The following is a 20,267-nucleotide window of genomic DNA, read 5'->3' on the forward strand; positions in this document are numbered from 1 at the left end:
ACTAGGGGAGGCTGCGCTTGTGCGCTTCGATCACCGATCGCGCAAGCGCAGCGATCTTCACGTTCATGTCCTGCGACGTCTTGCGCAGCATCTCGAACGCCTGATCGTCGCCGACGTCGTGCGTCGCCATCAGAAGGCCGATCGCCTTGCCGATCTCACGGTTGCTTTCCAACCCGGCACGCAGGGTGCTGGCTTCCTCGCCGCTCGCGATCGCCGACACCGTCACCGCGGCGAACGCCGAGATCACGATGGCGCGATCCGCGACGGCACCGTCGAACGCCCCAGGGGTGTCACTGAACAGGTTGAGCGCGCCCATCTTCTTGGTGCCCAGCAACAACCGAAAACCCATCGCTCCGCGGACCGGAGTCCGCGTCACCACGCCTCGCGCAAGCGCCGGCCACTGCGTCGGCGACAGGAAATCGGGTTCGATCTGAGCAGATTCCTGCTCGATCGCGTCCAGACACGGGCCCTCGCCGGTGGCGCGCTCGATGTCGTCCACAGTCCGCGCCACCTGATCGGACGCACCCACAGTGACCGGCTGACCCCGCTGGACGACCATCAAACTCGCATGGTCACACCCGTCGACCAGCAGCGTCGCAGCAACACAGATGGCTGAGTACACCTCGTCGGCGCTGGTACCGCGATACACGATGTCCGCAAGAGCCGTGAACACCGTCGCCGGATCGGTCGACGCGATTCCGTTGGCGTGTAAATCACCGGTCATGAACACTCCGATCGGGGTGTGCGGATATCGCACAGGGTCTGGTGTCGCTGCCCTGGACTCGAGAAGCTGCATTCGACCGTCAAGGATACCGAGTGGTCACAGTGGATCGATCACCCGGCGCACAGGGGCGCCGGCGCATCCTCGGCAAACGGTTTGCCCGGAGGCTCGATGTAGGCAGCGTACAGAACCACGGGGACGTCGCCGAGGTTGGCGCCCTGATGGACGTGGCTGGCGTCGACCTCCTCGGCAACAACCTGACCCGCAGGCGTCGACACCCTGGTGCAGTCGTGCAAAGTCCTTGTCAGAACACCGGATTCGACGTACGCGTACACCGGACCGTCGTGATAGTGCCATCCCGTGGTTCCGCCGGGTGCAATGGTGATCCGGCGCGCAGTGAAATCGGTGCCGGCGAACTCTGCGCTGCCGGCGATCAGCGGAAACGAAACATGAGCCAGAGTTTCCGCTGTCACTCCGGCCGGAGGCGTCGCACCGGCAAGAGCAGGGGAGAGGCCGGCCAACGCGACACAGGACACGCCTACCGCGGCACAGCGAGAAAGCACGGACATGTGGTTCACCTCTCGTGGAAGGGCCGACCCGCACCCAGCGTAGATACGCAGGTCAATCGCGGAGTCGGTATCGAAATTTCCGCGGCCGAGAGCGGAGTCGGGAGGAGTGACCGACGCGATCGTGAGGCTGGGTAACCTGCAAGGGTGGACGAGCCAGCGCATGCCCCCGATTCCTCCGTCTTCGAGTACGGAGTGGACGGGCCCAAGGTCATCCTCGCCGGGATCGACGGCTCCGATTCGGCCTGGCGTGCCGCAGCCTATGCCGCCGGACTGTCTCGCCGGCAAGGCTCGCTGCTCGTCCTGGTCTACGTCCAACCCATCGCAACCGCCGCCTGGGGCCAAGCCGGAATCTCTCTCGTCGAAACCGGCAAGGAAATCGCCGACGAACTCCTCGCCTACATTCAGAAGTCGACCCACGACACCGACGCGATCCGGTGGGAATTCCGCACCGCGACCGGTGACCCCTTCAACGGCCTCGTCGCCGTCGCCGACGAACTACGCGCCGACGCCATCGTCGTCGGCGCCTCCGAGCACGCAGGCCATCGAATGTTCGGATCCGTCGCCGTGCGATTGGTCAAAGCCGGGCGATGGCCGGTGACCGTGGTGCCGTGAAGCTTGCCGCTGATCCAGGCAACGGTGGACATATCGAGCTCGATCAGCGAGAGAACGGAATGAAGCGTCGAACGTAGCTGCGGCGAATGGCATACCGGAGTGCTCTGGTCAGCGCTTCGTCTCGAATTCCAGCGTCTTGCATTGCGGCGAGACCTTCCCGCAAGAACGTGCGCTCACCCTCGCTGACATACATGGTCCGGACAGCTTCAGGACTTATGGATCCGGGGAGCGTGGGGCTCTCCACTCCCGCTGTCCTGAGACCGAGCTTCGTTCGAACGCACTTGCCGCATTCTCCGCAATTGAAAGCCCCGTCGGTGTTGAGCCAGCACACACGCAAGTTGTTCATCGCAGTGTCCGAACTGCTGATTCTCCTGATCTTCCCGAACCGGCCGACGTCGAGTTCGTGGTGCTCGAACGACACCGAGTCGCTGGACCACAACGGGTCGAGGGACGGGTGCGAGCCCCACGGGTGCAACTGATCGCGACTGTAGGACGAGGGAATCACAACCGTCCCCAAGTGTTTCGACAGTGCAAGTCCGACGTGGGCGAGCGACGGCCCGTGAAAGACGTGCCCCCAATCGAGAGCCAAAGGGTCCCCGAGTGCCGACCGGACCGTGGTCTGGACCTCGATGAGGGGCTTACCGAGTTCTGCAGCAGAAGCGCGGGCGCCGGTCAACGCTTTCCGGGCCAGTTCGGAATCGCCGACAGCGATATCGAAACCGTGAACGAAAATCAGGTGAGTTATGCGATCCGCTTGCGTGATCGCCGAATAGAAACTGTCGACGCCACCACTGAAGAAACAGCCGACGCCGGTCGCCCGCTCAGGAAGCGTCCTGGTGGGCGGTGATTGCGCTGCAGAAACTTCGATCCGACGATAGGTCCTGTACCAGTCGGCCAACACTTTCTGGGCCTTCGTCGCACCATCGAGAGCCGTCGGGTCTACCGTCCCGTCGATGACGAGATCTCGGTGCCGACGCATACCCGCTGCCAGCGCCGGCGCAAGCCACGGTGTCGCAGAGTGATCCAACGTGTAGTTCGACCGCGTGGAGACGTCGAAACTGCCGCCACCGGGAACATCGATGACCGCGGATATCTGCTTCGCCGACGCCGACGCCGACTGGACTCGGACGCGTATTGAGTTCACCGGCGAATTTTGACACGAAACCATATGGTTTTACCGAGGCGTGTCGGTGCGCGGTGGACCAGACGTGGGGCGGGCGGGGCTCGAACCCGCGACCAATGGATTATGAGTCCACGGCTCTAACCGACTGAGCTACCGCCCCATCTCGCGCGAGGCGAGCGGTTACGAATGCTACAACAATCACACAGCTGCGATGGTGACCGGGATACCGTTCAGAACTGCGTTGGCCGAGACCGCGTCGACCTGTTGAGGGTCGGTGATGTCGTTGACACTCGGACCCTTCACGGTCGATGCGACGGACAGTTCGACGCCTGTGCGTTGGTGGCCGAAGCCGTGGGGCATGCTGACCACTCCGGGCATCATACGATCCGATGCGAGCACTTCGATGCTGACCGAGCCTGCTGCGGACGTGACCGTCACCAGCGCCCCGTCGCCGATCCCGCGTGCGCGCAGGTCGTCGGGATGGGCGAGCAGCTGGTGGCGTGGCTTGCCCTTCGTCAGTCGAGCGGTGTTGTGCATCCAGGAATTGTTGCTGCGCAGGTGTCGTCGCCCGATCATGAGCAACTGACCGTCCGCGGGCACGGACGCCGTCGTCAGCATGTCGTGCACGGCAGGCAGATCGCCCACTACGACATCCTGAACCAGCTGAATGCGCTTGTCGCGGGTACGCAGTTTGGCCGGAAGCCCGGGCCTCAACGGGCCGAGATCGGTGCCGTGAGGGGACTTGGACAGAGCCCGGACCGACAGTCCCTTCCTTCCGCTGCGTAGCAGTGCATCCACCGTTCGACGCGGCGAGAGGCGTAGACGTGCCTCGGCCACAACCGATTTCGGTGACAGGCGTCGTCGAACGCGGTCCACCGGAGACTGCGCCAGCGCCGCTTGATACCGGATGCCCAGGTCGCGGAAGATCTCCCAGTCCGCCTTCGCACCCGGTTTCTTCGGCAACACCGCGGGCATGAACTTGGCGGTATTGCGTACCGCGAAGGTGGAGAAGATCAGATCGTAGTGATCGCGTTCCAACGACATCGTCGGAGGAAGGATCACGTCGGCGTGACGCGAGGTCTCGTTGATGTAGAAATCGAACGACACCATGAAGTCCAAATCGGCGAAGGCCTGGTCGAGTGTGTCGCCACCGGGCATCGACAGCACCGGGTTGCCGGAGAACACCGCCATCGCACGGATGCGGCCGTCTCCGGGAGTCGTCATCTCGTCGACAAGTGTGGAACTGGGGAACTCACCGGCGAACTCGGGCAGGTCACGCACCCGTGAGCGCCACTTGTCGAAGTGGCCGCGGCCCACGATCTTTCGCTCCACCAGATCGATCGCGGGGTCCGTCAGAAGCGCCCCGCCCACGCGGTCCAGATTGCCGGTGAGAATGTTGAGGACCTGAATTGCCCACTGACACACGGTCCCGAACTTCTGCGTGGACACGCCCATCCGCCCGTATGCGACGGCAGACTCGGCGCCGGCGAACCGGGTTGCCAGATCGGTGATGGCCTCGGCCGCCATGCCGACGACGGGAGCGACGGCTTCCGGTGCGAAATCTCGCACGAAAGAAGCGATCTCGGACACCCCGTCGACATAGTCGGCAACGCGGGTCGCGCCTGTCTCGAGAACGACGTTGACAAGTGCGAGCAGCAACAACGCGTCGGTGCCGGGACGTACGAAATGATGCTCGTCGGCGACGTCAGCAGTTTCGGTTCGACGCGGATCGACCACGACGAGTGTCCCCCCGCGGGCTTTCAGATCTCGAACACGCTGCGCAAAATCCGGAACGGTCATCATCGAACCGTTCGACGCCATCGGATTGCCCCCGAGAACCAAAAAGAAATCCGTCCGGTCGATGTCCGGGATGGGGAGTACGAGTTGATGCCCGTACATGAGGTGATTGACCAACTGGTGGGGGAGCTGATCCAGCGACGTCGCCGAGTACCTGTTTCGGGTCCGCAGCATCGACGTGAACGGAATACCGTGGGTCATCGCGCCGAGACTGTGCACGTTCGGATTGCCCTGGTAGATCCCGACCGCGTTGGCGCCGTGATCACGGCGCGTGGACACCAGACCGTCGACGACGATGCGGTAGGCCTCGTCCCATTCGATTTCCTGCCACCCCGAATCGGTGCGGCGTACCGGCTTGATCAACCGGTCGGGATCGGCATGCAGGTCGATCAGCGACAATGCCTTCGGGCAGATATGACCCCGAGACAACGGGTCCTTCTTGTCACCGCGAATCGAGGTGACGGCGTTGTCCTCGACCGTGAACTCGAGACCGCACATCGCTTCGCACAGATTGCACGTCCCGAACTCGACCGTCATCTCGTTCTCCCATCGTCCCGGTCACGCCCAGAACACTCAGCCTGCAGGCTCCACTCTCGCCTCTGCCAGGTCGTTTCTGCTGGCTCCACTCTCGCCCGGCCGAGCTTAACCCGAACGCGATACCCGGCCGGGCGGTATCGTTTGCCCTGTCGGCGGATCTGTCGACCACCACATGCACTACACGTCTGGGGATCCTCATGGACTTTCGCACAGCAACGATCAGAGGTACAGCAGTCCTGGGCGCCGTCGCCGCAGGATCGCTGGTGTTCGGTTCGGTGGCCAGTGCTGCCCCCTCCGACACCATCGTCAACTCGCCGTGCTCGTTCTCGCAGATCGTCGCCGCGACGTACGCCGTGAGCCCGGAGGAAGGCGCGGCCCTCGCATCGTCGCCCCTCTCGTCGTCCTTCGCCGCGTTTCTTGCCGCGCCGCCGTGGCAGCGTCAGATCTTCCTGTCTTCGCAGCCGGCCGTGGTCGATCGCGTCAACGCCTTCTTCGGCGGGCCGGGCTCCGGATTCGTTCGTACTGTGTTCGACACCTGCACGCAGTACTGACAGCGAATTCGGGACCAGCCGGGGGCACACTAGAGTTGCCCACGTGCACAGTCTGGATTTGATCGCAGGATGGCCCGTGGACAATGCGTCGGCGACGGTGGTGTCGACGGCCGGGACGCGAGAACACTACGGCGACCAGAACCGGATATACGAGTTGGCGTCGGTGACGAAACTCCTGGTGGCGTACGCGGCGTTGGTCGCCCTCGAAGAAGAAGCCATTTCGCTCGACCTGCCCGCCGGACCCACTGGCTCGACGGTTCGCCATCTGCTCGCGCACACCTCGGGTCTGGCGTTCGCCGAGCAGAAGGTGCAGGCAGATCCGGGAACGAAGCGGATCTACTCCAGCGCGGGATTCGAGGTCCTCGCGGACACCATTGCTGCTGAAACGTCGATCGCGTTCACGGACTACCTCGACGAGGCCGTCTTTCAACCGCTCGGGATGACCGACTCGACGCTCCCGGGATCGGCCGGACACGGCGCACGGTCAACGGTGCAGGACCTGGAGGTCTTCGCCTCCGAACTCCTCACGCCGACGCTGGTGTCCGCGGAGACTCTCCAGGCTGCAACGTCCATCCAGTTCGACGGGCTGCCGGGAATCCTGCCCGGATACGGCAACCAGAAGCCCAACGACTGGGGGCTCGGATTCGAGCTTCGGGACGGCAAAACTCCACACTGGACCGGGGCTGCGAACTCGCCGCGAACGTTCGGACACTTCGGTCAGTCCGGAACGTTCCTGTGGGTGGACCCGGATGCAGGTCTGGCAACGGTGGTACTCACCGACCTTGCGTTCGGGGAGTGGGCCAAGCCGCTCTGGCCGGAGTTGTCCGACGAGATTCTGCACAACAACCCCCGCTAGTCCATCGCGACACGCCGGTGCACTGGCGCAACAGGGGTAACTCGGGGCACACTGGTACATGCACACGCGTGTACGAGACACATCGCAGCAGATCGAGGTCGTTGGGGAAGACGTCCCTCGTCGAAGCTGGAGGTGTTTCTAATGCGCGAGTCCAACCAATTCGCGGATGCGACGTCGGGTGTTGTGTACATCCACTCGTCGCCTGCCGCGTTGTGCCCGCACGTGGAATGGGCACTGTCCGACGCCCTGAACTGCAGGGCCAACCTGAAGTGGTCCGCGCAGCCGTCCTCGGACGGACAACTGCGCGCGACGAGCAACTGGGTCGGCCCGGTCGGTACCGCCGCCTCACTCGCAGGGATTCTCCGTGCGTGGCAGATGCTGCGCTTCGAGGTGACCGAGGACCCGAGCGACGGCGTCGACGGTGAGCGATTCGCCCACGTTCCCGGCCTGGGTCTGTGGCGTGGGACGACGAGCGCCAACGGCGACGTCATCCTCGGCGAGATGAGGCTCAAGTCGATGATCGACGGCAATTCCGGCAACCTCGCTGCCGAAATCGAACACGCCCTCGGCAGCAGCTGGGACGAGGCCCTCGAGCCCTATCGAACGGGCGGCGCAGGCGCCGAAGTGACCTGGCTGAGCCGTAACGCCGGCTGACCGACTCACCGCACCGGCCGTCGCACGTCCGGTAACGTGACGACCGTGTCCGAGGTGGGCATGTGGGTTGGTATGTGTGGCTGAGTAGTGAGACAGGGTGGTTGGGATGTTGTCGACCGGTAAGGTCATCCGATTCGACGAATTCAAGGGTTACGGATTCGTTGCTCCGGACGAGGGCGGCGAGGATGTGTTCATCCACGTCAACGATCTGGATTTCGACAAGCGGCTGCTGGCGCCCGGCGTGCGCGTCGAGTACGTCGTCGAGGAAGGCGACCGCGGTCTCAAGGCCGCCCAGGTTCAGATCATCGATTCGCCGAAGCCGGTAACTCGTGCAGCGGTTCCTGCGGTCGTCCCCAATGCGGAAACGACGGAGTACGACGACGTCGTGTGCGACGTTCTGTCGCTGCAGGAGTTCTCGGCCGAACTGACCGAAGGTCTGTTGCGTGCGAACCGCGGACTGACTGCCGAACAGATCCTCGACGTCCGGCAGGTCGTCATGCGAATCGCGCAGTCGCACAAGTGGCTCGAGGGCTGAACGAGTCGGTGGAACGAACGTCTGTGCCCCGGCGACCGAAGTCGCCGGGGCACAGTGCTGTTCGCCCCTGATCAGAGCGGAATATTCTTGTGATTTCCGCGAAGTGCCGGTGCCGAGGACAACGCCTTCGCGACGATGGAGCGCGTCTTCGCCGGATCGATGACCTCGTCCACGACACCGATGGCCACCGCTCGATCGACACCGCCGGCAATCGCCTCGTGTTCTACCGTCAAACGGTCGTGGAGCGCATCACGCTCGGTGTCGGGTGCAGCGGCCAGCGCCTTCTTGTGCAGAATGCCCACGGCCGCCTTGGCGCCCATGACCGCGACCTCAGATCCGGGCCACGCGTAGACCGCCGTCGCACCCAATGCTCGGGCGTTCATGGCGATGTAGGCCCCGCCGTAGATCTTGCGGGTCACCAGCGTCACCCGAGCGACCTTCGCTTCGGCGAAGGCGTGGAGAAGCTTCGCTCCCCGGCGTACGACGCCTTCCCATTCCATGCTCACACCCGGCAGATAGCCGGGAACGTCGACGATGACGACGAGCGGGATGCCGAAGGCGTCGCACAGGCGAACGAAACGCGCTGCCTTCTCGGCGCTCTCGGAGTTGAGGCACCCACCCAGCCGGATCGGGTTGTTGGCGATGACGCCGACGGTACGTCCACTGAGACGACCGAGACCGACGACGATACTGCGAGCCCAACCGCCCTGAAATTCTTCGAAGGTCGACTCACCCTCGACGTTGTCCAGAAGTTCGTCGATGATCGGATGCACGTCGTAGGCACGACGATTCGACTCGGGCAGCAGTGCGCGAAGATCGGTGTCACCGTGCTCGGCTGCCGCGATGTCGAAGGTGCCCTGTTCGCTGAACATCGATACCAGCCGGCGTGCGCGGGTCAGCGCATCCAGTTCGTCGTCGGCGACGATATGGCACACGCCCGACTTCTTGAAGTGGGTGTCCGGGCCGCCGAGCGACGCCATGTCGACCTGCTCGCCGGTGACGCTGCGAACCACGTCGGGACCGGTGACGAACACGCGTCCCTCGGGAGCCATGATGACGACGTCGGTCAACGCTGGACCGTACGCGGCGCCACCGGCTGCGAAACCGAGAACGACGGAAATCTGTGGGACGAGGCCGGAAGCGCGGACCATGGCCTCGAATACGAGGCCGACGGCGTGCAGCGCTTCGACGCCCTCGGCAAGGCGGGCACCGCCGGAATGCCAGATTCCGACGATCGGTGCGCGGCGTTCGATGGCGACGTCGATGGCGTCGACGATGTGTGCGCAACCGTCGACACCCATGGCGCCACCCATGACCGTGGCGTCGGAGCAATAGGCGATCGTGTGGACGCCGTCGATGTCGCCTGCAGCGGCGAGAAGGCCGGACTTGTCACGATCGTGCAGAGGAGTCATCGTCCCGGCGTCGAACAGCTTCTCGAGGCGGGTAACGGGATCGCGGGGGTCGGTGGACTGACCTGAGCGAGTGGCGGGGGACAGGATGGTCATCGCGTTCTCCTTCTACATGCCCCTCGCACGATCGAAGGGGCGATCCCCGGACGGAAGCGAGAGTGCGCTCCCGCCCGGGTGCTACGACGGTGTCGAGCCGGTTCAGGCCCGACCGAAGGCGAGCGCGACGTTGTGCCCACCGAATCCGAACGAGTTGTTGATCGCGTAATCGATTTCGAGGCTGCGGGCTTCGCCCTTGACCACGTCGAGATCGATTTCCGGATCCTGGTTATCCAGGTTCAGCGTGGGAGGAATGATTCCCTCGCGGACCGAGAGAACGGTCAGCACCGATTCGAGGGCGCCGACAGCGCCGATCGAGTGTCCGAGAGCGGACTTCGGCGCGTACACCGCTGCATGGGTACCGACTGCCTTGTTGATCGCGAGCGCTTCGGCGGTGTCACCGATAGGTGTTGCCGTTGCATGCGCGTTCACATGCTTGATGTCGGACTTCTGCAGACCAGCGTTCTCGATTGCCCGCTGCATGGCACGAGCAGCACCCTTGCCCTCCGGGTCGGGTGCCACGAGGTGGAAACCGTCCGAAGTGATGCCTGCGCCGAGCAGCCGGGCGTGAATCGTCGCCCCACGAGCCTTGGCGTGCTCCTCGGTCTCGATGACCATGAGTGCGCCTGCCTCGCCGAAGACGAATCCGTCGCGATCCTTGTCGAACGGTCGCGACGCGCCCTTGGGGTTGTCGTTGTTGGTGCTCATCGCTCGCATCATGGAGAAACTCGCGATCGGCACCGCGTCGATGTATCCCTCGACGCCACCGGTGACCACCATGTCGGCGTCACCCATGACGATCATCCGCCACGCATGCGCGATGGCTTCCGATCCGGAGGAGCATGCCGACACAGGCGTGATGACGCCTGCCTGTGCCTTCAGCTCCAGGCCGACGACCGCTGCGGGTCCGTTCGGCATGACCATCTGAACCGCGAGAGGAGACACCTTGCGGTAGCCGCCCGACTTCATCTTGTCGTTCGCGTCGATGAGGGAGTCACCGCCGCCCAGACCGGTGCCGATCGACACTCCGAGACGGAGCGGATCGACCTCGGGGCTGCCGGCGTTCTTCCACACCTCGCGACCGAGAACCGTGGACAACTGCTCCACGTAGCTCAGCCTGCGGCACTCGACTCGGCTCAGAAGCGTCGCCGGGTTCACCGCGAGGTGTCCGCCGATTCGAACGGGAAGGTCGTACTCGGCGACGAAATCGTCTTCGAGCACTCCGATTCCGCTCTCGCCGTTCAGTAGACCCTTCCACGTTGCGTCCACATCACCGGCGATGGACGTGGTCGCAGCGAGGCTGGTGACGACGACACTCGGGAAGCGTCCGTTGTGGGTGGATGGGTTGGTCACGGTCCGACTCACTCGCTCGCGGAGTCGTCGAGCTTGGCCTTGATTGCCTCTGCGGCTTCCGGGTTCTCCGCTTCGAGCTTCTGGATGTACGACACTGCGTCACCGACGGTGCGAAGACCGGCGAGGTCCTCGTCGGGGATCTTCACGCCGTACTTGTCCTCGGTCTGCACTGCGATCTCGACCATGGACAGGGAGTCGATGTCGAGGTCGTCCACGAAGGACTTGTCGATGGTCACCTCGGAGGGCTCGATACCCGTGACCTCCTCGATGATCTCTGCAAGTCCGGCGATGAGGTCTTCCTGGCTGGCCACTTGAGTGGCTCCCTTCTTGTTGGTGTCTATCTTTTTCGGGTCGGCACGCCGTGAATCGGCATACCGAAGTCATGGGTGCGCACTCGTACGTTCATCGAGCGAGTGCGCGGCGAGGCTGCCTGTCATCGGCGGCCGCGGGTGCGGTCAGATCAGGTCCGCCAGCTTGGCGATGTCCTCGGGTGTCTTGAGGCCCAGGTTCGGTGTGCCCTTCAGTTCGCGCTTGGCGATACCGACGAGCGTTCCGGCCGGCGGCAACTCTGCCACAGCCGTGACGGCGGCGTCACGCATCGTCGCGGTGCAGAGGTCCCACCGCACAGGCTTGGTGACCTGTGCTGCGAGTTTGGTGAGTGCGTCCGCACCGTTGGTGACCGCCTTGCCGTCGGAATTCGACAGCAGGGTGCGGACAGGGTCGGACGGGGTGATCGCGGCGGCAGCAGCGGCGACTGCTTCCTGCGCGGGCGCCATGAAGCGAGTGTGGAAAGCACCGGCCACGGGGAGCGAGCGGACCCGTGCCTTCTCCGGCGGGTTGGCGGCCAGTTCCTCGAGCGCGCTGTGCAACCCGGCTGCAACGATCTGCCCGGCAGCATTGATGTTGGCGGGTTCGAGTCCCAGCTCCTCCAGCCGAGCGAGCACAGCGGCCTCGTCTCCGCCGAGCACAGCGGACATGCCCGTCGGCTCCAGAGCGCACGCCTTGGCCATCTCGGACCCGCGCACGGCAGCGAGGGTGACGGCTTCGTCGGCGGAGATGACGCCGGCGACGGCGGCAGCGGCAAGCTCACCCACGGAGTGTCCGGCGATGAGCGCGTCCTGCGGCAGCAGGTCCTGGCCGGCGATCTCCTCGAACGCGAGGAGAGCCGCCGCGACGACGAGGGGCTGGGTCACCGACGTGTCGGTGATTTCCTCGGCCGTCGCGGTGGTACCGAGCCGTGCCAGGTCGAGTCCGGACGCCTTGGACCACAGGGCCACGCGGTCGGCGGCTCCGGGTAGTTCGAGCCATGGCAGAAGCATGCCGGGTGTCTGGGAGCCCTGGCCGGGCGCAAGCAACGCAATCACATCGTTAAGAGAACACCGTGACTACCCGTTTGGGAGATGTCGCTCTCGATGAACTCTTACCGCCCAATTTGTAGGGTCCCAACAAATGCTCGGCCGGAGTCGCGACATCGCCACGGTCCGCATTCGCGTTACGTGACGATTTCCCCGAATGTGACGTGTGGGATTTGTGGGGCTGGATAGTGCGGTTCGTGATGCGTTTGAGTCAGTCTGCCCACCGTCGCCGCAACTCGAAGCACGTACGCATCCCTCGGAGTCGTGGGATCGCGGCCCGTGACCTCTGTGATTTTCTTCAAGCGATACCGCACCGTATTTGGATGAACAAACAGCAAACGTGCACAAGTCTCGACAGCGCCCCCGCTGTCGAGGTAAGCGTCCAACGTGTCGGCAAGGCCGGGGCCCGCGCTCGACAGCGGGTGCACGATCAGGTCGTTCAGAGCGCTGATCGCAGCCGAGTCACCCAACAGTGCGCGCTCCGGCAGAAGCTCGCCCGCGTGCACCGGACGGGGCGCACCGCGCCACCCCGCAACGGCCTGCATACCCGCGAACGCCTCCACCGCGCTGGAATGCGCGGCGCCCAGAGTCCTCGTCGTGGGCCCGATGACGACCGGGCCGTCGGAGAAATTCTCCAACATGTCCGCCAGAAACGCCGCGCTCGCAGAATCGTCCACGAGCTGCCCACTGACCACCATCACCAACCGAGTGCCCTGAACCACCGCGAGCGCCGCTCGACCGTGCTTCTGTGCGACGGCGTGAACGGTGCCGACGACCGACACCCCCTGATCGTCCGGCGGTGTACCGACGAGAACCGTCGCCGGCGCTGTCGCGTCCCAGTTGAGCGTTGCGGCACGCGAGAGCATGTCCGAACCCGTGTCACCTCGCACCACAGCGTCGACGACGAGAGCTTCCAGGCGGGTGTCCCATGCGCCTCGGGACTCGGCGGCACTCGCATACACCGACGCCGCAGCGAAACCGAGCTCGCGTCCGTACCGCAGGACAGCCTCGGTCAGTGCAACGAGCTGCTGATCGTTTCGAGCCAACGCAGGAAGCCACTGCTCGAAGAACTCCATCGCGACCCGCACCATGTCCACCGTCTGGCGAAGCGTCAACCGTCGGGCCAGATCCTGCGGGATCACCTGAAACGCGTCCAGGCTGAAGCGGATATCACTCTGCGGGTTCTTCAACCACTCCAGGAAGTTGTCCACCGCCGTCTGGATCAGCAACTGCACACTCGCACGCTGCGCGGCATCGAGACCACCGAAGAACGGCAGCTGATCCTGCATCGCGGTCACGGCCTCGGTGGAGAGCCGCCCCGAGAACTGCTTGACGCGCCGCAGCAATGCGTCGGGAAGGGGGTCGCGCTTCTGGCGGGCCGACGTCAACGCCGTCACCGGCAGATGCACCTCGTTGTCGGTGATGTATTCCTCCCCGGCGGCGGATGCCGTTCTGTCGCCGACTCCGGGCGGTGTGTCACCGGCGCCGGTCGGCGTTCTGTCTGCGACCACAGGAAAAACCTACGCCCGTCCACTCGTCCGCGGGGAAGCGGTACGAATGGACGGGCGCACTGGTGGTCTCCGGTCGGTCGTTACGCCGAGCCGGTGTCCGCGAACGACGTGGGAGCCGCCGTCACGTCGTCGATCTTGTACTTCTCCGCGGCCTCGACAGCCTTGGACTTGTCGATCTCATCCGAGGCCGCGAGAGCGGACAACGTCGCGACGACGATCGACTCGGCGTCGACGTTGAACACCCGTCGAGCCGCGGGACGCGTGTCCGAGAATCCGAATCCGTCGGTACCGAGGGTGACGTAGTCGCCCGGAACCCACTGGCGGATCTGATCCGGAACGGCCCGCATCCAATCCGACGCCGCGACGACCGGTCCGGCAGCGTTCTGCAGAGCCGTCGTCACGAACGGGACGCGCTTGTCCGCACCGGGATTGCGAAGTGCTTCCTGCTCGGCTTCGACACCGTCGCGGCGGAGCTCGCCCCACGACGTCACCGACCAGACCGCCGACCGGACGCCCCACTCGTCGAGCAGAAGCTCACGAGCCTTGCGGGCCGACACGAGACCGACGCCCGACGCGAGGAGCTGTGCCTCGGGTCCGTCGCCGTCCTGCGGAGCCTCGAACCGGTAGATGCCCTTGAGGAGGCCCTCGACGTCGAGGTTCTCCGGCTCGGCCGGCTGCACGTACGGCTCGTTGTACAGGGTGATGTAGTAGAAGATGTTCTCGCCGCCGAAGCCGTCCACACCTTCGGTGCCGCCGTACATCCGTCGCAGACCGTCCTTGACGATGTGCGCGATCTCGAAGGAGAACGCCGGATCGTAGGCGACCGCCGCCGGGTTGGTCGACGCCAACAGCAGCGAGTGACCGTCCGCGTGCTGCAGACCCTCACCGGTGAGCGTCGTACGTCCCGCAGTGGCGCCGAGGACGAAGCCGCGGGCCATCTGGTCCGCCGCTGCCCACAGGCCGTCACCGGTCCGCTGGAAGCCGAACATCGAGTAGAAGATGTACAGCGGGATCATGACCTCGCCGTGCGTCGCGTAGGATGTTCCGACCGCCGTGAACGACGACGTCGAGCCGGCCTCGTTGATGCCCTCGTGCAGGATCTGACCGACCGAGCTCTCCTTGTAGGCGAGCATCAGTTCCGAGTCGACCGACGTGTACAGCTGGCCGTTGCGGTTGTAGATCTTCAGCGACGGGAACCAGGAGTCCATACCGAACGTGCGCGCCTCGTCCGGGATGATCGGCACGATCCGGTGGCCGATCTCCTTGTCGCGCAGCAGCTCCTTCATGACGCGCACGAGCGCCATCGTGGTGGCGACTTCCTGCTTGCCGGAGCCCTTGAGCAGCGTCTTGTAGGTGGCATCGCCCGGCTGCGGAAGCGGCTTGGGGCTGACCCGACGCTCCGGGACGAACCCGCCGAGCTTGTTGCGACGATCGAGCATGTACTGGATCTCGGGAGCATCCGCACCGGGGTGGTAGTACGGCGGCATGTACGGATCCTTCTCGAGCTCCTCGTCGGAGATCGGGATGTGCTGCAGATCGCGGAAGGTCTTGAGGTCGTCGAGCGTCAGCTTCTTCATCTGGTGCGTGGCGTTACGACCCTCGAAGTGCTTGCCGAGCGTGTAGCCCTTGATGGTGTGCGCCAGGATGACCGTCGGCTGGCCCTTGTGTGCCATCGCAGCGGCGTACGCAGCGTGGACCTTGCGGTAGTCGTGACCGCCGCGCTTGAGGTTCCAGATGTCGCCGTCGGAGAGATCCTTGACGAGCTCCTTGGTCCGCGGGTCGCGGCCGAAGAAGTGGTCGCGCACGTAGCCGCCGTCGTTGGCCTTGTACGTCTGGAAGTCGCCGTCCGGCGTCGTGTTCATCAGGTTGACCAGTGCGCCGTCGCGATCGGCGTGCAACAGCGCATCCCACTCGCGGCCCCAGACGACCTTGATGACGTTCCAGCCTGCGCCGCGGAAGAACGACTCCAGTTCCTGGATGATCTTGCCGTTACCGCGGACCGGGCCGTCGAGGCGCTGCAGGTTGCAGTTGACCACGAACGTGAGGTTGTCCAAGCCCTCGGTCGCGGCGACGTGTGCGAGGCCGCGCGATTCCGGCTCGTCCATCTCGCCGTCGCCCAGGAACGCCCAGACGTGCTGGTCCGAGGTGTCCTTGATGCCGCGGTCGTTCAGGTAGTGATTGAAACGCGCCTGGTAGATGGCGTTCATCGGACCGAGGCCCATCGACACCGTCGGGAACTCCCAGAAATCCTGCATCAAACGCGGATGCGGGTAGGACGGCAGTCCGCCACCCTGCGTCTCGTGGCTGGCTTCCTGACGGAATCCGTCCATCCGCTCGGCCGGGATACGACCCTCGAGGAACGCGCGGGCGTAGATGCCGGGGGAGGCGTGGCCCTGGATGAAGATGTGGTCGCCGCCGCCCGGGTGGTCCTTGCCGCGGAAGAAGTGGTTGAAACCGACCTCGTACAGAGCGGCCGAGGACGCGTAGGTCGAGATGTGTCCGCCGACGCCGACTCCTGGCCGCTGAGCGCGGTGCACCATGATCGCGGCGTTCCAGCGGATCCACGCGCGATAGCGGCGCTCGACCTCTTCGTCACCGGGGAACCACGGCTCGTTCTCGGTCGGGATGGTGTTCACGTAATCGGTCGAAGTCAGGGACGGCAGCGCAACACGTCGTTCTCCTGCGCGCTCAAGCAGACGCAGCATCAGGTAGCGCGCGCGGTTCGGACCCGACCGCTCGAGGAGGCCGTCGAACGATTCGATCCATTCGTTGGTCTCGTCGTTGTCGATGTCGGGCAGATACGAGGCGACACCCTCACGGATGACGCGTACCCGACCCTCCGAGCCGATGGGCCCGTTCGTCTTGCCTGCAGATTGTGTGCTCTGCCGATCGTCCTGGTTCAACTCGGACAACGTGTGTACTCCTCCATGTGGCGGTCGCTCGGTGCGGCGGCCGGTCCATGCAACTCGCGCTCTGTGACGGCGAGCTACTTCTCGGTTTCTCGGTGACTCCGCTCAATCCTCCTACATATGTTTCACCGACGTAGTACGGAGTCCCAATACCCACCAGTAGAAATTTATGTACGCAATTTCGGCGCGGTCAGCTTGCGCGAACGGGAGAAACACTGTTCGCTTGCACTACTTCACCCACTATGCAAGGAGGTCACCACCGTGGTCGCCGCGGCGGACGCTCAGAACTACGCTCAGAAACTTGGAATCACCCGCGACTTGGTCGTTCAGGAGCTGGGCTGGGACGAGGACACAGACGACGATCTGCGGGCCGACGTAGAGGACACCATCGGCGGTGAAACCCTCGACGAGGACTCCGACGAAGTCATCGACGTGGTGCTGCTGTGGTGGCGCGACGGCGACGGTGATCTGGTCGATGCACTGATGGACGCCATCGGTCCGTTGTCGGACGACGGATTCGTCTGGGTCCTCAGCCCCAAGACCGGCCTTCCCGGCCACGTCGAGCCCAGCGAGATCGCCGAGTCCGCCCCCACGGCGGGACTGACTCAGACGTCGGCCGCCAACCTCGGTGACTGGATCGGCAGCAGGTTGGTGCAGCCGAAGACTCGCGCGGTCAAGCGCTAACGATCCGTCGACAAGGAAGTTTGATTCCATGCCACTCGAGGTGGGCGCGGAGGCGCCGGACTTCACCCTCAAGGATCAGAACAATCAGGACGTGACGTTGTCCTCGTACCGAGGCGACAAGAACGTACTGCTCGTGTTCTATCCACTCGCCTTCACCGGCACGTGCCAGGGCGAGCTGTGCAAGGTTCGCGACGAACTGCCCAAGTTCGAGAACGACGACACCGCGATCCTTGCCATCTCGGTCGGTCCACCGCCGACGCACAAGATCTGGGCAGCAGAACAGGGGTACACATTTCCCCTGCTGTCCGACTTCTGGCCACACGGTTCGGTCGCACAGGCCTACGGGGTGTTCAACGACAAAGCAGGCTTCGCCAACCGCGGAACCTTCGTCATCGACACCGACGGCATCATTCGTTTCGCCGAGATGAAAGAGCCCGGCGAAGCGCGTGACCAGACCGCTTGGGAAACAGCTCTCAGCACAGTCCGTACGTGAGTGGAAATGTAGGCGATAGCCTACGTTTCCACTCACGTGGGCTGACCTGCGGAATTGTAGATTCCCGGCGGACAGGATAAGTTTTTCTCCGTGTTCCGGTGGCCTCGGTCATCGGAATCCGGGCGTATAGCTCAGCGGTAGAGCTCTGGTTTTACACACCAGCGGTCGGGGGTTCGAACCCCTCTGCGCCCACCACATTTCGTCGATCGTCTGGGTTCGACGACCGGTCTCGCGCTAGTCGGCAGTCAATCGATCTGCCGCATAATGCTTTACAGGCCTACCGCCCTGAGAAGTGCTGTGTGCAGAACCTCAGTCCGTCGGCTTCGTTGTTCCGGCAATGCGGTCCGCCAGACGCGCACCCTCTTCGATGAAACGGCGGCGCCCCAGGGTCGTGAAGGATCGGTCGTCGGACAGGAACGCCGACGCGAAAATCTCGATCTCGGAGATCGTCGCCACCGCGATGACTCCGGCTTCCGCAGCCGGCACCTTCCCTCTGACCTTCTTCGCGGCTGCCGCCAGGACGGGAATCAGAACGAGCGCGTTCTCGCGCCGAATCGCCTCCACTTGCTGGCTCGCGCCGCGGGAGGCGACGAAATACACCGTTGCGGCTGTTCGGTTGTCGCCGAGCCACTTCACGAACGGCGCGACGAGTGCTCCCATTTGCCGCTCGGGAACAACGACCTCCGTTGCAATGCGTTCCACTTCGTTCACGTAGTCGGCGGCGAACTCCCGCAGACCCTCGAGAAGAATCTCCTCACGGGAGGGGTAGTGGTAGTAGATGGCCGCAGATGTCATGTCGGCGGCGGCCGCGATGTCGGCGACAGTGATCGAATCAGCGGGTCGAGCGGCGAACAGTTCGAAAGCGGTGGAGACTATGACGCCCCGCCGCGACGGACGGTGAGCGGGCCGCTTGACTGTTGCCGACATTCGATCTCCTCTGTAACGGGGTCATGCAACACTAGTGCTTCGGCGAACGAGAGGTGAGACTTCCAGGTGAGCGAGAAGGGGGCGGGCGTCGGCATGGGCAAGAAATCACCGCACAGGCCATCGAGGCGGCACGAGATCGTGTCGGCGGCAATCAAAGTCTTCGCAGCAAAGAGCTTCTCGGACGCGAGTATTCAGGACGTCGCGCTCGAAGCAGACGTCGTTCCATCGGCCGTCTACTACCACTTCGCGGGTAAGGACGAGCTGTTCGAGCTGGCCATGCGGCAGGTCCTCGACATGGTCGACGCTGTCGTAGCCCAGGTTCGTGCCCAGGAGGGCGACGACGATCCGTCGCTCGAGGCCGTGATCCTCGCCGTGTGGAAATGGGTCGAGTCGCATCCCGACGAGTCACGCCTGCTGCACTACCATCTGCCCGGTGCCACGGCTGAGGCGTCGGTGCTGCGACGTGAGTTCGAGGAAGCTCACGTGCAACGCGCATTCGAGTACCTGCCGCCCAGCCCCACACCACTGAGCCGGCGCGCTGCCGCGAGTCAGCATGCCACGCATACCCTGTCCACTCGTACGCTCATCGAACTGCTGATGATCGTGCACGCCCTCCGCATGGACGAAGGTCCGTTGAGCAAGCACGCATCCAAGAGTTTGAGCCGTGCCGTGGTGACGGTCGGCCAACGCATCATCGTCGGCGCGGGGGCGGCTGACGATTCCTGAGGTGCAGCCGCTCGTATCGAACGCGCTCGTCCTCGAGTGCCGCCGTCTTGCGATCGCTCTGGAGATTCGATGGGAGACCGTGTAATTCGAGCCGGCGGGCGCGGTTGAGCTCCATGAACGCCACGGTGTAGAAGAGTGCGAGCAGCACGCTCAGCAACACCATCGCTCCGCGCAACCACAGTGCGCCGGGAAACAGTACGAAGAACCCGATGAAGATCGGGAGGAACGGAATCATGGATCGGAGAAGGTGTCTCGGAACGGCCCCTCGCCCGATCAGGTCGTTGCGGACCCAATCCTGCATGGACATCGGAAGCCTGCGCCCGGCCACGTAGCCGAGCCACTGCAGAAAGTTCGGTCGTGTTCGTGGTGTCCTGCTCATTGCAGCGCCCCTGCATCGATAGCGGCTTGGTTGATGCGCCCGAGCACCGTGCGAAGTTCTTCGAGTTCGGTGATGTCCACTCCGAGTCGTTCGACGACGGCAGGGGGGATGTTCTCCGCCTGCGTCCTCAGTTCGGCACCGTCTGCGGTCAATTCGACGGCGAGCTGACGCTCGTCGCTACGGCTGCGGGTTCGAACGAGGAGACCGGCTGCCTCCAGCCGTTTGAGCAACGGGGACAGGGTGGGGGAGTCCAGTTGCAATGCCGCTGCGATTTCTTTCACCGACCGCGGCGAGGACTCCCAGAGCGCCAGCATGACCAAGTACTGAGGATGAGTGAGCCCCATCGGCTCCAGGAGGGGCCGGTAGACGGCGAGAACGGCTCGGTTGGCAACCGCCAGTGCGAAACAGACCTGCCTGTCGAGAGCGAGTGGATCGTCGTCGGACACGTTTTTGATAGTACACGAATGGTT

At 64.1% G+C, this 20,267-nt stretch carries 21 protein-coding genes and 2 tRNA genes; 9 read left to right on the plus strand and 14 right to left on the minus strand.

All coding sequences use genetic code 11. The features are described from left to right. Position 1 precedes the first annotated feature (1 nt). Positions 2–724 (minus strand): GAF and ANTAR domain-containing protein, encoded by a 723-nt coding sequence (locus CH292_RS19620; protein WP_179278015.1) that lies wholly within the window; start codon positions 722–724, stop codon positions 2–4. A gap of 110 nt (positions 725–834) precedes the next feature. Then, positions 835–1,290: a cupin domain-containing protein gene (locus CH292_RS19625; RefSeq protein ID WP_019667441.1), complete on the minus strand. Its 456-nt coding sequence runs from the start codon at positions 1,288–1,290 to the stop codon at positions 835–837. Positions 1,291–1,434: 144 nt separating this feature from the next. Here CH292_RS19625 and CH292_RS19630 point away from each other — a divergent pair, with 144 nt between their 5' ends. Beyond that, positions 1,435–1,902 carry a universal stress protein gene (locus CH292_RS19630; RefSeq protein WP_019667440.1) on the plus strand — a complete coding sequence of 156 codons (468 nt, stop codon included), beginning with the start codon at positions 1,435–1,437 and terminating at the stop codon, positions 1,900–1,902. A 43-nt stretch (positions 1,903–1,945) separates the two neighbouring features. Here CH292_RS19630 and CH292_RS19635 read toward each other — a convergent pair whose 3' ends face one another. The 3 genes from CH292_RS19635 to CH292_RS19645 form a co-directional block, all read right to left on the minus strand. Next, positions 1,946–3,046 (minus strand): hypothetical protein, encoded by a 1,101-nt coding sequence (locus CH292_RS19635; protein WP_094655532.1) that lies wholly within the window; start codon positions 3,044–3,046, stop codon positions 1,946–1,948. Between the two features lie 65 nt (positions 3,047–3,111). Further along, positions 3,112–3,185, minus strand: a tRNA-Ile gene (locus CH292_RS19640). 38 nt (positions 3,186–3,223) lie between these two features. Then, positions 3,224–5,359 (minus strand): molybdopterin-dependent oxidoreductase, encoded by a 2,136-nt coding sequence (locus CH292_RS19645; RefSeq protein ID WP_094655533.1) that lies wholly within the window; start codon positions 5,357–5,359, stop codon positions 3,224–3,226. A gap of 197 nt (positions 5,360–5,556) precedes the next feature. On the opposite strand from CH292_RS19645, the gene CH292_RS19650 reads away from it, so the two are divergent. The 4 genes from CH292_RS19650 (at position 5,557) to CH292_RS19665 (ending at position 7,955) form a co-directional block, all read left to right on the plus strand. Beyond that, positions 5,557–5,910 carry a hemophore-related protein gene (locus tag CH292_RS19650; RefSeq protein WP_019667437.1) on the plus strand — a complete coding sequence of 118 codons (354 nt, stop codon included), beginning with the start codon at positions 5,557–5,559 and terminating at the stop codon, positions 5,908–5,910. A 43-nt stretch (positions 5,911–5,953) separates the two neighbouring features. Further along, positions 5,954–6,766 carry a serine hydrolase gene (locus CH292_RS19655; protein ID WP_019667436.1) on the plus strand — a complete coding sequence of 271 codons (813 nt, stop codon included), beginning with the start codon at positions 5,954–5,956 and terminating at the stop codon, positions 6,764–6,766. A gap of 141 nt (positions 6,767–6,907) precedes the next feature. Then, positions 6,908–7,420: a DUF3145 domain-containing protein gene (locus tag CH292_RS19660; RefSeq protein WP_019667435.1), complete on the plus strand. Its 513-nt coding sequence runs from the start codon at positions 6,908–6,910 to the stop codon at positions 7,418–7,420. A gap of 106 nt (positions 7,421–7,526) precedes the next feature. Continuing rightward, the gene (locus tag CH292_RS19665; RefSeq protein ID WP_019667434.1) at positions 7,527–7,955 is read left to right on the plus strand and encodes a cold-shock protein; all 429 of its coding nucleotides are present in this window, start codon (positions 7,527–7,529) and stop codon (positions 7,953–7,955) included. A gap of 71 nt (positions 7,956–8,026) precedes the next feature. Here the strand turns inward: CH292_RS19665 and CH292_RS19670 are convergent, their stop codons facing one another. The 6 genes from CH292_RS19670 to aceE form a co-directional block, all read right to left on the minus strand. Continuing rightward, the gene (locus CH292_RS19670; protein ID WP_020111583.1) at positions 8,027–9,460 is read right to left on the minus strand and encodes an acyl-CoA carboxylase subunit beta; all 1,434 of its coding nucleotides are present in this window, start codon (positions 9,458–9,460) and stop codon (positions 8,027–8,029) included. A gap of 102 nt (positions 9,461–9,562) precedes the next feature. Beyond that, positions 9,563–10,813, minus strand: a complete 1,251-nt coding sequence (locus CH292_RS19675) for a KasA/KasB family beta-ketoacyl-ACP synthase (RefSeq protein ID WP_094655555.1) — start codon at positions 10,811–10,813, stop codon at positions 9,563–9,565. A gap of 8 nt (positions 10,814–10,821) precedes the next feature. Beyond that, the gene (gene acpM, locus CH292_RS19680; RefSeq protein WP_019667431.1) at positions 10,822–11,124 is read right to left on the minus strand and encodes a meromycolate extension acyl carrier protein AcpM; all 303 of its coding nucleotides are present in this window, start codon (positions 11,122–11,124) and stop codon (positions 10,822–10,824) included. A gap of 144 nt (positions 11,125–11,268) precedes the next feature. Then, positions 11,269–12,177, minus strand: coding sequence for an ACP S-malonyltransferase (locus CH292_RS19685; protein WP_020111582.1), 909 nt, complete (start codon positions 12,175–12,177; stop codon positions 11,269–11,271). 128 nt (positions 12,178–12,305) lie between these two features. Next, the gene (locus CH292_RS19690; protein ID WP_371828068.1) at positions 12,306–13,592 is read right to left on the minus strand and encodes a PucR family transcriptional regulator; all 1,287 of its coding nucleotides are present in this window, start codon (positions 13,590–13,592) and stop codon (positions 12,306–12,308) included. Positions 13,593–13,759: 167 nt separating this feature from the next. Then, a complete protein-coding gene (gene aceE / locus CH292_RS19695; RefSeq protein WP_256978340.1) occupies positions 13,760–16,528 on the minus strand; it encodes a pyruvate dehydrogenase (acetyl-transferring), homodimeric type in 2,769 nt (922 codons plus the stop codon). Between the two features lie 321 nt (positions 16,529–16,849). Between aceE and CH292_RS19700 the strand changes: the two genes are divergently transcribed. The 3 genes from CH292_RS19700 to CH292_RS19710 all read left to right on the plus strand — a co-directional run bounded on the left by CH292_RS19700 (position 16,850) and on the right by CH292_RS19710 (position 17,960). After that, on the plus strand, positions 16,850–17,272 hold the full coding sequence (locus CH292_RS19700; RefSeq protein ID WP_026348189.1) for a DUF3052 domain-containing protein: 423 nt from the start codon (positions 16,850–16,852) through the stop codon (positions 17,270–17,272). 28 nt (positions 17,273–17,300) lie between these two features. After that, complete coding sequence (locus CH292_RS19705; RefSeq protein ID WP_019667426.1) at positions 17,301–17,765, plus strand: peroxiredoxin; 465 nt, start codon at positions 17,301–17,303, stop codon at positions 17,763–17,765. 120 nt (positions 17,766–17,885) lie between these two features. Continuing rightward, positions 17,886–17,960 (plus strand) — tRNA-Val (locus CH292_RS19710). A 114-nt stretch (positions 17,961–18,074) separates the two neighbouring features. On the opposite strand, the gene CH292_RS19715 is transcribed toward CH292_RS19710, so the two are convergent. Further along, the gene (locus CH292_RS19715; RefSeq protein WP_020111580.1) at positions 18,075–18,692 is read right to left on the minus strand and encodes a TetR/AcrR family transcriptional regulator; all 618 of its coding nucleotides are present in this window, start codon (positions 18,690–18,692) and stop codon (positions 18,075–18,077) included. 66 nt (positions 18,693–18,758) lie between these two features. On the opposite strand from CH292_RS19715, the gene CH292_RS19720 reads away from it, so the two are divergent. Then, positions 18,759–19,418: a TetR/AcrR family transcriptional regulator gene (locus tag CH292_RS19720; RefSeq protein WP_019667420.1), complete on the plus strand. Its 660-nt coding sequence runs from the start codon at positions 18,759–18,761 to the stop codon at positions 19,416–19,418. Here the strand turns inward: CH292_RS19720 and CH292_RS19725 are convergent. Together CH292_RS19725 and CH292_RS19730 are read right to left on the minus strand one after the other, a co-directional pair. Then, positions 19,384–19,797: a DUF5313 family protein gene (locus tag CH292_RS19725; protein WP_037180833.1), complete on the minus strand. Its 414-nt coding sequence runs from the start codon at positions 19,795–19,797 to the stop codon at positions 19,384–19,386. The two genes, CH292_RS19720 and CH292_RS19725, sit on opposite strands and share 35 nt — an antisense overlap. Next, complete coding sequence (locus CH292_RS19730) at positions 19,794–20,243, minus strand: MarR family winged helix-turn-helix transcriptional regulator (RefSeq protein WP_037180829.1); 450 nt, start codon at positions 20,241–20,243, stop codon at positions 19,794–19,796. The genes CH292_RS19725 and CH292_RS19730 overlap by 4 nt, the downstream gene beginning before the upstream one ends. Positions 20,244–20,267 lie beyond the last annotated feature (24 nt).

The organism is Rhodococcus sp. 14-2470-1a, from assembly GCF_002259425.1.
In the GTDB taxonomy this organism is placed as follows: Bacteria; Actinomycetota; Actinomycetes; order Mycobacteriales; family Mycobacteriaceae; genus Rhodococcoides; species Rhodococcoides fascians_E.

Excerpts from the sequence above, each read along its gene's own strand:
- CH292_RS19625 (WP_019667441.1), bottom strand. The coding sequence starts at position 1,290 with ATGTCCGTGCTTTCTCGCTGTGCCGCGGTAGGCGTGTCCTGTGTCGCG.
- CH292_RS19620 (WP_179278015.1), bottom strand. The coding sequence starts at position 724 with ATGACCGGTGATTTACACGCCAACGGAATCGCGTCGACCGATCCGGCG.
- CH292_RS19725 (WP_037180833.1), bottom strand. The coding sequence starts at position 19,797 with ATGAGCAGGACACCACGAACACGACCGAACTTTCTGCAGTGGCTCGGC.
- CH292_RS19715 (WP_020111580.1), bottom strand. The coding sequence starts at position 18,692 with ATGTCGGCAACAGTCAAGCGGCCCGCTCACCGTCCGTCGCGGCGGGGC.
- CH292_RS19650 (WP_019667437.1), top strand. The coding sequence starts at position 5,557 with ATGGACTTTCGCACAGCAACGATCAGAGGTACAGCAGTCCTGGGCGCC.
- CH292_RS19645 (WP_094655533.1), bottom strand. The coding sequence starts at position 5,359 with ATGACGGTCGAGTTCGGGACGTGCAATCTGTGCGAAGCGATGTGCGGT.
- CH292_RS19705 (WP_019667426.1), top strand. The coding sequence starts at position 17,301 with ATGCCACTCGAGGTGGGCGCGGAGGCGCCGGACTTCACCCTCAAGGAT.
- CH292_RS19660 (WP_019667435.1), top strand. The coding sequence starts at position 6,908 with ATGCGCGAGTCCAACCAATTCGCGGATGCGACGTCGGGTGTTGTGTAC.
- CH292_RS19670 (WP_020111583.1), bottom strand. The coding sequence starts at position 9,460 with ATGACCATCCTGTCCCCCGCCACTCGCTCAGGTCAGTCCACCGACCCC.
- CH292_RS19665 (WP_019667434.1), top strand. The coding sequence starts at position 7,527 with ATGTTGTCGACCGGTAAGGTCATCCGATTCGACGAATTCAAGGGTTAC.